The following is a 13987-nucleotide window of genomic DNA, read 5'->3' on the forward strand; positions in this document are numbered from 1 at the left end:
ACTACTCACGATGAAACGCATCAGTACATTGGTCACACCGCTGGGGGCGGCGCTGTTATTCGGGGTGTCGGCCATGGGGTCTGCCAATGAGATTACCGCGCGATTCAGGCCGGACTCCAGTAACCCGATGGTGAACCGATTTGTGAACACTACGCCCATCAGTTCGATTTGTGCGGCACACATCCCGAACAGATGCAAAGCGTTGAATATTTTCAGCCTCAGGGACAACGAATTCACCACGCGTTCCAATGCCCCCATCCTGGCCAACCATGAGAATGAGCGGCAAGGCTTTATGGTCAAGGTACCGTCCGATTGGCGCGACCTGCAGGTGACCCATGCGGCCACGGGAGAAACCGAGACGGTGCAACTGCGAATCGCCGGTATTGGTGGGTTCTGGACGATGTCTCGACCACCGGGTGTATCGGGGTGGGCGCAACCGGGAACGTCCTGGCAGAGTCGCTGGCAAACCGCGCCGAGCCCTTGCCAAAGTACCAATCATCTGGCGGCCGGTACCGCGACTGCTTCGTTCTTTTGGCTGACCCCTGAAGGCGCTGGGGCTTGCAGTCGGCAACCGTCGCAAGACATAGCTGCCATGAGAGTTAGCACCATGGAGTATGCCTATGAACTCAGGACCCCCAATCCACTGGGGATGTCCAGTGGTCAGTACCTCGGCAGCATCACCTACAGCATGGGCCCGGGCGGTGATTACGACTTTGGCGACGTCATGATCCCCTCGAAAAACGCTATCACGTTCAACTTCACCCTGAGCGTGGAACACGCCCTCAAGGTCGATATTCCGCCCGGCGGCAACCGTATCGAATTGCTCCCCGACGGCGGCTGGCAAGCCTGGCTCGATCGCGGGCGTACACCGACCCGGCTGTACCGCGACCAGACCTTTCGTATCGCCGCCAGTTCACGGTTCAAGATGCAGTTGGAGTGCTCGATTGTCATGGGCAACACCTGTGGCTTGCGCAACGGCCACGGTGATGAGGTGCCGGTGCAGGTTGCCGTGACGCTGCCCGGCGGCATTGACGGTCAAGGCGACCAGGCAGTGCGCAAGCGCCCCCTGCGGTTGGATGGCACGGGCACCGAGCTGTTCCAGCCGCTGTTCTACGTCAATGACCGCCCCGGCACCCTGCACTTTGAAGTGCTTAGCGATGACATGCGCGGGATGCTCAACCAGCCAGGCAGTACCTATTCGGGCGTGGTGACCGTGGTCTGGGACTCACAGGTCTAGGCCAGTCCCACAACACCGGCGGCCGGGTACTTTCGCCCAGGCGCGCCGCACTCAACCAATGAGGCGTAGTAAACATGAAGCATGCAGTGTTATGGATCGGGTTGTGCCTGATGTCGCTGACGGCCCACGCCGGGCCGTTGATCAATGTCGGGGTGGTGTACGACTACCTGGAAGGTGATCGCAGTTCTTACCTCAAGCGTGTGTTCAATGGTGGTACCAGCACTGCGTTCATCAAGGTCAATGTGCTGGAGATCATCTACAACGCAGACGGCACCACCCGGGAAGTGCCTGTCGCCTCGATGACCGATGGCAAGGGCAATACCACCAGTCGCGACGGGCTGATGGCCAGCCCTGCGCGAATGATCGTGCCGGTGAACGGACGTCAGGGCACCCGACTGTTGTACATGGGGTCGCGGGACACCGAGCGTTATTTCCGCCTGCGCTTCATCCCCGTGGTACCGGAGAAAGACGACAACTTCGGTATCACCGACGAAGAACGGGCCGAGTATAAAGACCATCTGGCTGCGGGGATCAACGTCATGGCGGGCTACGGCACGGTGTTTTTCGTGCGCCCCAAGAACACCCGTTTCGATACCCAAATCAATGAAACGAGCGGTGAGTATCAACTGCGTAACGCCGGCAACAGTGTGGTGGTGCTCGACGAGTTTTATGACTGTTCGGTAACCAACGCGACCGACTGCGTGCCCACCACCAAGCACCACATCCTTCCGGGGCGTCAGTTGACGTTCGAGAAAAAGCCGGATCGGCGTTACAGCTTTGTGCTGGTCGAAGGGCAGGTCAAAAAGCCGATGAAGGTCGGGGAAAATAACGGGTGATCATGATGTTCAAGCAACTGACAAGATTCGGTGTACTGGCGGCCTTGGTGTTGTCGGGCACGCAGGCCGGAGCGATCCAGGAGCGCCACTCCTTTGATGTCTCGGTGACCATTCCGGTCCATGAGGCCTATGTGCTGCCGTCCGAGCCAGGCTGGATGGGCCAGGATCAACAGTTGGCCTGGAACCTGGTGACGTCCCAGCTCAGCCATTTGCGCAAGAACTTCGATGTGAAGAACCTCCATGGTGGTGTCGCTGCCCGATTGGGGGATACCCCATACCTGTCCAACAACGGGCAGGGCCGCATTGATTTGCAGGTGTTGTTCAACCGAATTCCCTTGACCCTGGAGGCGACAGAGGTGGTCAACGCCGAAGTGGCGCGCGTCGGCACCCGGGCCGAGCTGGATATTTCGGCGATCGAGCCCCCGGGTGGTTATAACGGCGGCGAGTATTACGGCACGGTGCACCTTGTGTTTGATTTTTTGGCCCCGTGAGCAGGGCTCTTTTGCGTGTCAGGTCCAGGGATTGGGCAAAGGCCTGCAGTTTGCTCAAACCTCGGCGGCCAACGAAAACGACGTGCTGATGATCGGTGACCTGCGCTGCACGCCGGACACCCTGGCTGAAAACACTTCCAGCACTCAGACCGTCGGTTAAGTGCAATGACGAGACTACTCACGATGAAACGCATCAGTACATTGATCACACAGATGGGGGCGATGGGCGCGGCGCTGTTGTTCAGTTTGTCGGCGCAGGCCGCTGAGGAGATCACGGCACGGTTCAGGCCGGATGCCAGTAACCCGATGTTGAACAGATTCGAGAACACCACGCCGATCAGTTCGATCTGTGCGGCGCACATCCCGGCCCGGTGCAAGGCATTGGGGATCTTCAGCCTCAGGGACACTGACTTCAGATTGAATTCCAATGCTCGGATCATGGCCAATCACGAGGATGAGCGAAAGGGCTTCATGGTCAAGGTGCCGTCCGATTGGCGCGACCTGCAGGTGACCCATACGGTCACTGGTGAAACCGAGACGGTGCAACTGCGAATCGCTGGTATTGGCTCGTTATGGACTGTGCCCAGGCCACCTGGTGTGTCTGCCTGGGCGCAGCCTGGTTTTTCCTGGCAGTCGCGATGGACGAGTGCTCCAACCCCATGTCAAAGCACCGGGCATCTGGCGGCAGGTGTCAACTTCGCCTCGTATTTTTGGCTGACCCCTGAAAACGCAGGACCTTGTAGCCGCCAACCGTCGCAGGACCTGGCCTTCATGAGCTTTAACACCATGGAGTACGCCTACGAACTCAGGACCCCCAATCCATTGGGAATGTCCAGCGGCCAGTACGTGGGTGGCATCACCTATAGCATAGGGCCAGGTGCTGATTATGATTTTGGCGACGTCATAGTCCCCTCGAAAAACGCCATTACCTTCAACTTCACCCTGAGCGTGGAACACGCCCTCAAGGTCGATATTCCGCCCGGCGGTAATCGCATCGAATTGCTCCCCGACGGCGGCTGGCAAGCCTGGCTCGACCGGGGACGTACGCCGACTCGACTGTACCGCGACCAGACGTTCCGTATCGCCGCCAGTTCACGTTTCAAGATGCAGTTGGAGTGCTCGATTGTCATGGGCAACACCTGTGGCTTGCGCAACGGCAACGGTGATGAGGTGCCGGTGCAGGTTGCCGTGACGCTGCCGGGCGGCATTGACGGTCAAGGCGACCAGGCAGTGCGCAAGCGCCCCCTGCGGTTGGATGGCACGGGCACCGAGCTGTTCCAGCCGCTGTTCTACGTCAATGACCGCCCCGGCACCCTGCACTTTGAAGTGCTTAGCGATGACATGCGCGGGATGCTCGACCAGCCAGGCAGTACCTATTCGGGCGTGGTGACCGTGGTCTGGGACTCCGAGGTCTAGGCCGGCCCCACTCACTCAACATGAAGCCTGCAGTTTTTGCTTTTTGTAGGAGCGAGCTTGCTCGCGAAAAACGTCAACGATTATGCGTGCTTCCTGAATGTACACGCTGTCCTTGAGTGCTTCGCGAGCAAGCTCGCTCCTACAGGAGGTCTCGTCGGCATTGGCTCTTTTGAGCGTCAGCGTGGCGAGAATTCGAAGGCAAATGTGGGGGTCGATATGTCTCCGGGCGGTATTACAGGCCTGCGTTTTGTAGGGCCTGGCGTGTCAATTTCCGACCCAGTTCGTTGTAGTCATACTGAATATCGTCGTAGAGCTTGCGCACGGTAGCGTCCGATAACGGCTGCTCGGCTAACACCACGGTGTACGGGATAACCAGTTCATCGGCCAGTGTGATGAGCTGTTCGCGCAGTTCAGCTTTACGTTCGGGTGTCACTTGCGGGCTGGCCCATTCCTTTTGAGCATCCAGCAAGTCCTCCAGTTGACTGCCGGCATTGTTGCGTTTCTCCCGCTGGGTGTTGAACTCTTCCAGGTGCGCGTCTTGCAGGTAGTCGCTCCAGAACGGTTGTTCCAGCAGGCCATTCACCAGGCCGTCGCCTTGCTCCAGTTCGGTGATGCTGGCCGCAGCCTTGTCGAGATGTGCCTGCGTCACCCGGGCCGTGTTGCGGTAGACCATATGTTCGGACAGCCACGGCAGGTCGAGGCGCGTCTTGAGCCCGGTCTGGTAAGCGAGGTAGACCTGCACGTCGTCAACGGTGTTTTCACCGAGGCCGAAGTCCTGCCCCAGCCCACCCTCGCTCTGTGGGGCTACACGATGCTGGATTTCTTCGTGGGCGAGTTGGTTGACCCGCTCCAGGCGCCAGGACTGCTTGGCCAGCGTTACCAGGTCCTTTTCGCGGGTCGATAGGCCTTGCGGGGAGTCATCTGTGAGGATGTTTTCCAGCAGGGTTTCGACGCCCATGCGGTTGAAAATATGAGCGCCGGCGTCGGCGCAGTTGGCCGGGGTACTGGCCAAGCTGAATATCCGCTCGCGAAACTGTGGGCTCTTATCTACAGCAAACAGTAATTGCCAGACGCGAAGGAAGAGGTCACCCCGGCCCTGTTGAAACAACTGCTCATCGATATCCGTCTGGAACCCCTCAGGCGGTCGCAACAGTTTGAGGACATCGAAGAAACCTTGGGAGCCGTGCTCCTTTTCGACGTCATCCCAAACCATGGATGCGAAGAGGTTATCTGCTTCTGTCGGGCCGGGCATCCAGTATTCTCTGTCGGCCCGGCCTCCTCGTGGTGCGGTGCGGTAAGGGTCGATACCGAGGGCGCGGCGATAGCTGACAAACCGGTCTTCGTCCAGGCGCCCAAGCCGTGTGCGATCCACCCAACTGTTGGCCACTATTTGGGCTGCCACAGAGTCATGATCGAACTCGGGAACGGTCTTGACCTGGGTGTTGCTCAGGTCCAGTTCCGGGATGGAGCGTCTTGGGCTGTCCAGGCCTGCTGGCCATTGGGTAATGCCGGTTCTGCGCAGTACCAGTTGGCGCAGGTCAGGCATGTGGCGGATATCCGGTGGGACGACCAGGCGCCTGTTGCCCTCCAGGCTTAATGTGCGAAGGTGAGGAAGGTGTTTAAGTATTTTATAGTCATAGGCGAGCCAACTGATCGGGTTCTCGCTCAGGTTCAGTGCGGTCAGGTTTTTCATGTCCTTCAAGGGTAATGGCACGCTGTCCAGTTCATTGTTTGATAGGTCCAGGGCTCGCAGGTTGGGGAAGTTGTCGAGAACCCCCAGGTCTACATTACTTAGCCCTGTGCCGTTCAGGTTCAGTCGGGTGACATGACTGAAGTCAGCTCGTAGCGGTTCCAGTCGCAGTATGAAATGGCCCAGGATCATTCCGCTCAGATCCAGCAGGGTACCGCGAGGTCTGGGCTCCGGTGGGCGCATGCGCTGGTAGGCACCGTCTTCCCAGCAGGTTTTCAATTCATTGATGAGTTGGTTTCGAGTGCGCTTTTCATGTTGCACCATGTCGGAGTCTTCCCTGCTGAAGGAGGATTTTTTTTTCCGAAAGTTTTCCAGGTCTTCGTCTAGCGTCGCTCGGTCGGTTTCCAGCGTTTTCAGCAACTGTTCCCCCTCCGGTGTGTTCAGGTACGGTGTCACGTTCTGTACCTGTTCTTCGCTCAAGCGAGGGCACAGTTTGGTCAATGTCTCTCTGAGTGTCGGTGGTTGCGCAGGGGTTGCCCGCAGCCAGCGACGGAAGGCCCCGAGCATGGGTTTTTGCAGCAAGCGTTGCGTCGTGCGGTCATCGGCCTGGCGGCCAGAGGGTTCCTCCAGCACCTTGCGGCGTTCGGCCAATGGTTCAATTTGCTCGATGAGCCATGCCTTGAATATGCCTCCCTGGCCGGGCAGGTAGTCGAGCGTGTCTGCTGGGACAGCACGCAACACCGCCTCGTAGAAGCTGTATTGCACCTGCGATGCAGAGGGCGTGGCATCGTAGATCTGGTAGCGCCCGGGGCTCTTGTACACGAGTATCTTTTTCGTGCCGGCGTCTGCGGGGCCCACTTGGCAACGCAAAGCGCCGTTGGGGGATTGCTCATGAATGGCAATGTTCAAGTCGCCCAGGGCATCGGTGTGCAAGCGCACGATATTGAGCGCCATGCGCTCGGTGTCCGCTGTCAGCAAAGCGTCGTTGTAGAACCCTTCAGCCGCGTGGCTTGCGCGTACTTCGTTGGCCAGTTCCCGGGCCAGGTTTTTCAGGCGCAGGGGGATTCGTTGTTCGCTGTTCATGACCGCCAGTTCTTGCGGCGAAGTGCGTAGCAGCAGTGCCGCCACCAGGTCTTTGGGCAGTTGCGGGAACTGCTGTTGAATCAGCCGGCCATGAGGCGTGTCGATCACCTCTCGGGTGCTGTAGAGGTGGCTGAATACGGCAGTTTTTTCCTGCATCAGTGTCTCGGCCAGCATATCGCGCAGGGCCTGGATTCGCCCGGCCGGCGTTTCAGGTACGGGAGTGGACAGCAGGGTTCCTAGCTCTGTTTCACTCAAAAAGGTGATGAGTTGCTCGGGCAACTTGCCCGCTTCCACGTCCCGGTGACTGATCTTGAGGGTGTTGGCATCCGTGGCGTCCCGGGCCCCGTATGGCATGGCATCGCCCGCCAAGGCGTCACTTATAAATACCTCGATGGCTTTGTTCGACGGCCAGCCCGCACGTTCACTGGTGGTTTGCGCCGACCAGTTGGTTGGCAGGTCAGTCGTGGCCCCGGTGCGGATTTTCTCCGGCATGCGTTCGAGTTCCCCGCGTAGCTTCATGCGCTTGAGGCTGTCGGCCAGCAGGGGCGGTGGGGTATCACGGTTGGCGTACATCATGCGCAAGGCGCCGTCGTGAGTGCCGCTGGTCTCACAGGCTTGTTCGAGTTGAGCGGGGGAGAGCTCCTTTACTACGGGCCCCAGGCGGTTGCGTAAGGTCTCACTGTCCCAGGTGTTCGGGTTTTCCCCTTCGTGGGTCCAGGCGCCACTGCCGTTATGGTCGAGCGTGGGTGAATAGGCCTCGGGACGGGTGGGGTGTTTGACCCGGTAAGTATTGGAGGCCTCTTCGTGCTCGACGACGTAGTGCTGGTCATCCAGGGGCAGGATTTTTTGCTCCTGGTGCGAATGCAGGCCCAATTCATCGGGGCGCGAGTCGCTCGGCAACTGCAGGTCTTTCTTGGCATAAGGCGCAAGGTCAGGGTTCCACAACCGTTGTTGATCACCCACCTTGACTGCCCGCAAGCCATCGACGAAGGCGGAGCGTTTGAAGACGCTCACAATTTCCCCACCTGCGGCGAAGATTGCAAATTGGATCAGATCGCTAGCCACACCGATGAAGTGCTCAGCGCCTTCTATGACCTGTCCCTCCGCCAGGTCGACAATCCCTTCGAGCACGTCGTTGGCCAGCTGGAGGGCGGTGTAGACCAGCATCAATTCGCCCAGGCCCGGCACGAACGGGGTGACGACCATCAGGGCTGCGTTGAAAATATCCGAGAGGATTTTTGTAAAGTTATCCCACCAGGCCCAACGTTGTGCGCTGTCGGTATCGGCCGTGGAGATGGCGATGCTGCGTCCATCGTTAAGGATCTTGTTGAAGGATTGCTGGTAGAGGTATTCCCACAGGTCACCCTCGATTTTGCGCGACGAAGACCGCAGCCTGGGGTCGTCCTGCGGGACTTTCTGCCCCCCTTGAAGCGTGCACAGCCGTTGATCCAGCTCGGCAAAGAAATGCCCGCGTTGGGCATGATCGACAAACTGGCTGAAGAACTGTTGGTAAGTCTGTTGTTGACGAGAAGGGATGGGCGCGTTGGCTTGCAGTTTGCGGGTCAGGTCGCGCATGAAGTCGGGGATCGAGTTGTACTCCTTGACGGGACTCTCAGGGTCATGGGGTATGTAGGCGATCACTTTCGATTCGCTGGAGGCCCGATCCGGGTCTGCGGCAATCAGCAGAATACTGCTCAGTGCCGTCTCCAGAATGCTCAGTTGGTAGAACTGCATGACGCCTCGCTCACCGCGTAATGCACGCATCAACACATGGTAGGCGGCTATCCCCAGGTCCGGCACCTGTTGTGCATCGGTTTTCAGGCAGGCCAGTAGCGCTGCGACCCTGAGCGCGGCTTTCTGGCTGGTGATGACCTGGTTCTTCAAGCCGGCGCGGGCAGCGAGGTCCGTCGGCAGCAGGTGGGTATTCAAGTGTTGTTGGTACAGGGCGCCGAGGTCCAGTTCACGACACAGCGCTTTGAACTGGTCGATGGGCATCGCGTCGGTTAACGGTTTGATGGTGAAGTGACCGCGATAGTCAGGCTGGCTGATGTAGCAGGAGTTGTCTTCAAACGTTTCGCTATCGGCAAAATTATGCAGCGCCGCGTCCAACAGGGACACTTTTCGGGAAGTCACACCCTGGGAAATGTTAAGGGCATACCAGGGCAGTTTTTTGGGGATATACAGGTTCAGGAAGGTTGTCTTGACGTCCAGGTCGAGTTGGTACTTTTCCAGGATGGCCTTTTTCAACAGCGGTTCGGCAAAGGCATACACGTCCTGCACGTTACTCAGTTGCTGGTCTACGGTGTTTTGCGCACGCCAGCCCTCGACATTGGCAGTCTTGAGGGCCTGATGCTGGTCGGGTGTGGCGCTGGTGTACCAAGCCGGCCGAGAAAGGACTGCAGTGTTTAATTGAGTGATTTTCGCCAGAGAAGTTGTGGATAGCCAGTCTGGGAGCTCTTGTTTGATTAGATCATAATGCGGTCCTTTGTAGAGCGTCTCAGGCGTCCGGAATGGAGTTGGAAGTTTGGGCATTAAGTTAAACTCATTAGAAGGGTATAGCTGTTAGCGTATCCTTTGTGGTTGAGAATAAAAGTTCAAAATTTTAAGGGTTTTTCAAGTATTAAGTGTTCGGGTTGTTCGTTATTTGGATGTGAAATATATATAACTAATTCCTGGAGGCTGCGCAGATTTACTATTACCTGTCACCACCTCCTGAAAGTGCGTAACTCCCAGTTATGAAAAGCTCAAGAGCACCGCGTTTATCCAGCCAATACGCGTTATCGTTCACGACCTTCGTGAGCAAGCTCGCTCCTACAGGCCAGGTATTAAGACATGCCCCGGTGTTCTTACTCGTCGATCCGTCCCAGCGACAGGCGGGTCTGTTCCCGTAACCATTCCTGGCGTCGCTGACCCAGGTCATTGAGCAGTTGGTTGTAGAGCTCATCGGGTATCGGCTCGTCAGGCACTACGCGGTCTTCGATTTGTAACTGCTCGATCATGAGTTTCAGTTGTTCGCGTTTTTCAACTTTTTGCGCCTCGGTCAGGTCCGAGGGTTGGGTCAACGCTTGCTGTTCGCTTTGCAGTTGATCGAGGAAGGAAAACTGTTCATCGATGCTGTTTTCGTTGGCCTCGTAGTCTGCTGACCCAGGGCAAACCGAGCCTGCGGGCCAGGCGCGTCTGATAGGCCAGGTGAACTTCTACTTCGTCAACGGTGCCGGGCTCGCCGTTGATCACGTCTGAGGTCAGTCGCAGGCCTAGCCCGCCTTGCTCGACAGGCTTGAGACGGTGAGCGATGTCGGCGCGCGCAACGTGGTTCAGCAGTTTGAGGTTGGCCGCCCCCTTGGCCAGTTTGATCAGTCTCTCTTCACGTTCAGCGGGTGTTCGGCTGAAGAGCCTGGCCTGGCTTGCCTCAACTTCGATACCCATACCGTTGAATATTTGCATGCCCGCATCGGGGCACAACCCTGGGAAACTGGACATCCGAAACAGTGCTTGCCGCAGGTCGCGGTCGGCGTGCATGGACGACAGCATGCTCTGCACTTGTGATCTCATCACTGCGCTGTTCTGTTCATAGAGTGCCTCGTCGGTCGGGTCAGGGCGATAACGATGGCCGATTCGGAGTTGCTGGCAACAATGGGGACCGTGGTAATGGGATTGCCGCGCAACTCCAGGATGAAAGCCTCGTTGCGTGGTTGTGCAAACAAGCCGGCAGGCCATTCGCTGATACCGGTATCGCTTAACAGGAGTAGTGCTAAATCGGGCATCTTGCTGACATCCGGCACGATGCCCAACGGATTGTTGGCCAGGTTCAGCTCTCTGAGAGAGGTCATGTGCTGAATGGCAGTAGGCAGCGTTATTAGATCGTCGCCTGTCATATCAAGGACCCTCAGGTTTGGAAAGTGCCGTAGGAAAGTTGCTCGGAACAGGGGGGGTGGATGAGCAATTCAGGACTGAAAAGTAGACAAGTAACGCCCTGCTGCGAATGCTTTGGCGGGCAGGGTATTGGCTCAGGAACATGCGGAAAAACTTGGTTGCAATTACCCGCCGGCTGTCGATGGCAGGCACAAGCTCCGGGCGCCGGGTTGTAGGTAAGGCATCAAAATCGGGGCCATGCCCTTGAGTACTTGTACTGGCAAGGCTGAGGTGAACTTGAAGCCTTGGGCCGAGGCTCCGGGTACGAAGGCGGTCAGGGTGCCGAAGTGATGTTCACCGATGTAGAAGACAAACGTGGCAGTGCGGTTGATCGACTTGGAACTGAGAATGCGTCCACCGGCACCAATGGCTTCAATGCGGTTATCCCCGGTACCGGTTTTACCGCCCATGGCTAGCGGCGTGCCGTCTATGAGTTTGAAACTGCCGGAAACCCTTTTCGCCGTTCCTACATCCACCACTTGCGACAACGCCTCGCGCAAGGCACTGGCGACTTCGCTGGGCATCACTCGTTTGCCTCGGTCCGGGTCAGTGATCAAGCGGGTTTCATATGGCGTGTTGGCGGCAAAGTGCAGGCTGTCAATGCGCAGTGTCGGTTGGCGCACGCCGTCATTGAGGATCGTACCCACCAGTTCCGCAAGGGCTGCGGGCTTGTCGCCCGAACTGCCAATCGCGGTGGCCAGGGACGGCACCAGGTGGTCGAAGGGGTAGCCGACGGCTTGCCAGCGTTGATGAATATCCAGGAACGCCTCGATCTCCAGCATGGTGCGGATACGGCTGTCCCGGGCGCTCTTGTGCCGGCTCTTGAACAGCCAGCCATAGACTTCCTGGCGCTCATGCTCGCTGGCCGTGACGGCCTGGGTGAAGGTGGCGTCGGGCTTGTTCAGCAGGTAACCGAGCAGCCACAAGTCCAGGGGGTGGACCTTGGCGATGTAGCCTTGGTCCGGTAGGTCATAGGCACCGGGGCCATAGTTTTGATAGAGCTTTTCCAGACGCTCATCGGTGAGCTTTTCCGGGGCCTTGGTGTGGATCAAATGGGCACGTACGAAACTGTTGAAACTCTGTTGGCTGGCCTGGGGCAGCAGGTAGCGGTGCACGGCGGCCAGGCGGATGGCGGTGGGGTGCATACTGTCGAGGAAGGTGTCGAGTCGGGCCTGGGTGTCCTTGTTGCGGTATTTTTTCCAGAAACGCAGCAGAAAGGTAGTGCCCTCGCGGTCAGCGAATTGGGCCAGGTATTCCTGGCGGCGTGGGTCGTTGTCGTCCTTGAGCAACTCGGCACTGTTGTTGGCGCCGTGGTAGGTGCTGTAGCGCACCAGATCGCGCATCAGGCGAATGAACGGTAGGTTGATCGATTCGCGCAGGGCGTCGCGCAAGGTCGGGCTGCGGCCGTTGTCTTCGTTGCGAAAGTTGTGGAAGTGATGCACACCTCCTCCGGTGAAAAAACTTTCGCCGGGGCTGGCCGAGTACTGCCGGTTGAGGGCGGCGTCGAGCATTTTTGGCAAGCTTTGGTCGCTGTTTTGCGCCAGGTAATCCACGGCCCAGCGGGTCAACCGGTCCTGATCGTCGACCTCGACTTTCTTCAGTGTGGCGGGAGTCTGGCCAGCGTAGCGGTCGTGCAGCTCGCTGATCATCTGCAGGTAGGTAGTCAGCACTCGCAGTTTGGCGGTGGAGCCCAGTTCCAGCTTGCTGCCTTCATTGATGTCGAACGGCTGGTCGGTGTTGTCGGTCTGGACCCGCACGCGTGCGCCGTCGGGGGTCATCTCATAGAGGGTGAAGCTGTAGCGCACCTGGGCGGTGCTGGCGGGGGTCAGCAGGCGTGGGCCGAGCAAGCCGAGCTGGCCGGCGAACGCGGGGTCTGCCAGGTGCTTGAGATAGCCCGTGGCCTGGGTTTGCAGGTCGTTTTGCAGGGTGCTGCTGGCGGACAGATCCAGACGGTCCAACTCGTACAGCGGCCGATTGAGCAGGGACGCCAGGCGGCTGCGGGCGACGCTGATGCCTTTGTTGGTTTCAATGGCTTGGATCGTTGGCTGTTGCTGCCAGTCCCGGTAGCTGACCTGGCTGGCGAGCGCGGCTCTGGACAATGCCGGGTCGATCACCCCGTTCTGCGTCAGCAGGCGGATATGACTGTCGGTCAGGTTCGCCAGGTCTGCGTGGCCTTTGGCGAGGTAGTAGGACGGTCGGCGCTGGGCAATCATTAGCGACAACACCTCTCGCAGGGCCAGGCCTTTTTGCCCGAGACTGTGCGGATCGTTACCCGCGAGCAGGGCATTGGTCTGCTTGAAATCGGCGCCATACCAGACCCGCAAGCCCTCGGCCATGCCATGCACTTCACCGTGGCCGGGCACGGCAGACAGCGGCACGCTGTTGAGGTAGTCGCGCACGATGTCCTGGCGCGCCTGCAGGTTGTCTGGCCCGTCCTGATAGGCGCGTACGCTGGCAGAAATCATCTGGCGGATTTTCTCGCCACCGCTCAGGGTCAGCCCGTCGGGTGAGTGGCGGTACTTCTCCAGTTGTGTGGCCAGGGTGCTGCCGCCGGCGGTCTGCCCTGGCAAGTGCAGCAGGCGGGCAACTTGCGACCAGACCGCCTTGGCAAAGCGTGGCCAGTCCACCGCCGGGTTGGCCTGGGGCTGGGCGGGGTCGAGCAGGTCGCGGTTTTCGATGAACAGCAGGCTGTTGACGATTACCGGTGGAATATCGGTGAAGTGCTGGTACGCCTGCTGCGGGTAAGTGAAGCGGTACAGCGGTGCGGCCCGGCAATCGCTGATCGACAGGCCGGCCTGGATCTTCTCGGGGTAGGGGATGAACAGGCCGTGCTGGCTGTAATCGAGCAATGCGCTGGAAAAGCGCGCCTGCTGCTGGATCAGGTAGCCACGCTTGATCAGGCGCGGCAGGAACTCACCCAGGGCGCTGTAGCCCAGGCGCTTGTCAAACGGGCCGTCACCCGGATAGACGATGGCATCGCTGGCGCCCGGCTGTACCTGGTAGCTCAAGGTCTTGGCGAGTCGACTCAACTCCCGGGCTTGCCAGTAAGAGGTGCGCATTTCCCGATTGGCGGCAAAACCTGCGGCGATCAGCCCGATCACCAGCAGGAGCCAGATCATTCGCCACCCATACCGCCGCTTGCTGGGTGCTTGTGGCAATGGCTGTTCATCCAGGTTGTCGGCGGGGCCCGCAGCCTTGGTCGAATCGGTTTGCCATAAAGCGCCCATAGTCGATTGATCCATTCACGCAGATTGATCGGACTTGAGTGAAGCGTAGACGCTGTTTGAGGCGGACAAGGAATTTGTCGCAAGTCCCTGGCGGT

10 protein-coding genes are annotated in these 13987 nt (G+C 58.7%); 5 read left to right on the top strand and 5 right to left on the bottom strand.

The window, feature by feature from the left end; all coding sequences use genetic code 11:
• The first annotated feature begins 10 nt into the window (after positions 1-10).
• From KL786_RS01705 to KL786_RS01720, 5 genes are all read left to right on the top strand, one after another.
• Positions 11-1237 carry a hypothetical protein gene (locus tag KL786_RS01705; protein ID WP_215516518.1) on the top strand — a complete coding sequence of 409 codons (1227 nt, stop codon included), beginning with the start codon at positions 11-13 and terminating at the stop codon, positions 1235-1237.
• A 74-nt stretch (positions 1238-1311) separates the two neighbouring features.
• On the top strand, positions 1312-2073 hold the full coding sequence (locus KL786_RS01710; protein WP_215516519.1) for a molecular chaperone: 762 nt from the start codon (positions 1312-1314) through the stop codon (positions 2071-2073).
• Between the two features lie 5 nt (positions 2074-2078).
• A complete protein-coding gene (locus KL786_RS01715) occupies positions 2079-2564 on the top strand; it encodes a CS1 type fimbrial major subunit (RefSeq protein ID WP_215516520.1) in 486 nt (161 codons plus the stop codon).
• A 31-nt stretch (positions 2565-2595) separates the two neighbouring features.
• Positions 2596-2724, top strand: a complete 129-nt coding sequence (locus tag KL786_RS29815) for a hypothetical protein (RefSeq protein ID WP_286675690.1) — start codon at positions 2596-2598, stop codon at positions 2722-2724.
• A gap of 23 nt (positions 2725-2747) precedes the next feature.
• Positions 2748-3980, top strand: coding sequence for a hypothetical protein (locus KL786_RS01720; RefSeq protein ID WP_215516521.1), 1233 nt, complete (start codon positions 2748-2750; stop codon positions 3978-3980).
• A 232-nt stretch (positions 3981-4212) separates the two neighbouring features.
• On the opposite strand, the gene KL786_RS29915 is transcribed toward KL786_RS01720, so the two are convergent.
• The 5 genes from KL786_RS29915 to KL786_RS01735 form a co-directional block, all read right to left on the bottom strand.
• On the bottom strand, positions 4213-9033 hold the full coding sequence (locus tag KL786_RS29915) for an NEL-type E3 ubiquitin ligase domain-containing protein (RefSeq protein WP_215516522.1): 4821 nt from the start codon (positions 9031-9033) through the stop codon (positions 4213-4215).
• 566 nt (positions 9034-9599) lie between these two features.
• Positions 9600-9815: a hypothetical protein gene (locus KL786_RS29325; protein WP_252193536.1), complete on the bottom strand. Its 216-nt coding sequence runs from the start codon at positions 9813-9815 to the stop codon at positions 9600-9602.
• A 43-nt stretch (positions 9816-9858) separates the two neighbouring features.
• Positions 9859-10284: an NEL-type E3 ubiquitin ligase domain-containing protein gene (locus tag KL786_RS29330; RefSeq protein ID WP_252193537.1), complete on the bottom strand. Its 426-nt coding sequence runs from the start codon at positions 10282-10284 to the stop codon at positions 9859-9861.
• Between the two features lie 20 nt (positions 10285-10304).
• Positions 10305-10628, bottom strand: a complete 324-nt coding sequence (locus tag KL786_RS29335; protein ID WP_252193538.1) for a hypothetical protein — start codon at positions 10626-10628, stop codon at positions 10305-10307.
• A 162-nt stretch (positions 10629-10790) separates the two neighbouring features.
• Positions 10791-13892, bottom strand: coding sequence for a transglycosylase domain-containing protein (locus KL786_RS01735; RefSeq protein ID WP_215516523.1), 3102 nt, complete (start codon positions 13890-13892; stop codon positions 10791-10793).
• Positions 13893-13987 lie beyond the last annotated feature (95 nt).

Source organism: Pseudomonas sp. TAE6080 (assembly GCF_018732265.1).
Classification (GTDB): Bacteria; Pseudomonadota; Gammaproteobacteria; order Pseudomonadales; family Pseudomonadaceae; genus Aquipseudomonas; species Aquipseudomonas brenneri.

Coding starts and splice junctions, on each gene's coding strand:
- KL786_RS01705 (WP_215516518.1), top strand. CDS start 11: ATGAAACGCATCAGTACATTGGTCACACCGCTGGGGGCGGCGCTGTTA.
- KL786_RS01710 (WP_215516519.1), top strand. CDS start 1,312: ATGAAGCATGCAGTGTTATGGATCGGGTTGTGCCTGATGTCGCTGACG.
- KL786_RS01715 (WP_215516520.1), top strand. CDS start 2,079: ATGTTCAAGCAACTGACAAGATTCGGTGTACTGGCGGCCTTGGTGTTG.
- KL786_RS01720 (WP_215516521.1), top strand. CDS start 2,748: ATGAAACGCATCAGTACATTGATCACACAGATGGGGGCGATGGGCGCG.
- KL786_RS29330 (WP_252193537.1), bottom strand. CDS start 10,284: ATGCTGTCGTCCATGCACGCCGACCGCGACCTGCGGCAAGCACTGTTT.
- KL786_RS29335 (WP_252193538.1), bottom strand. CDS start 10,628: ATGACAGGCGACGATCTAATAACGCTGCCTACTGCCATTCAGCACATG.
- KL786_RS01735 (WP_215516523.1), bottom strand. CDS start 13,892: ATGGGCGCTTTATGGCAAACCGATTCGACCAAGGCTGCGGGCCCCGCC.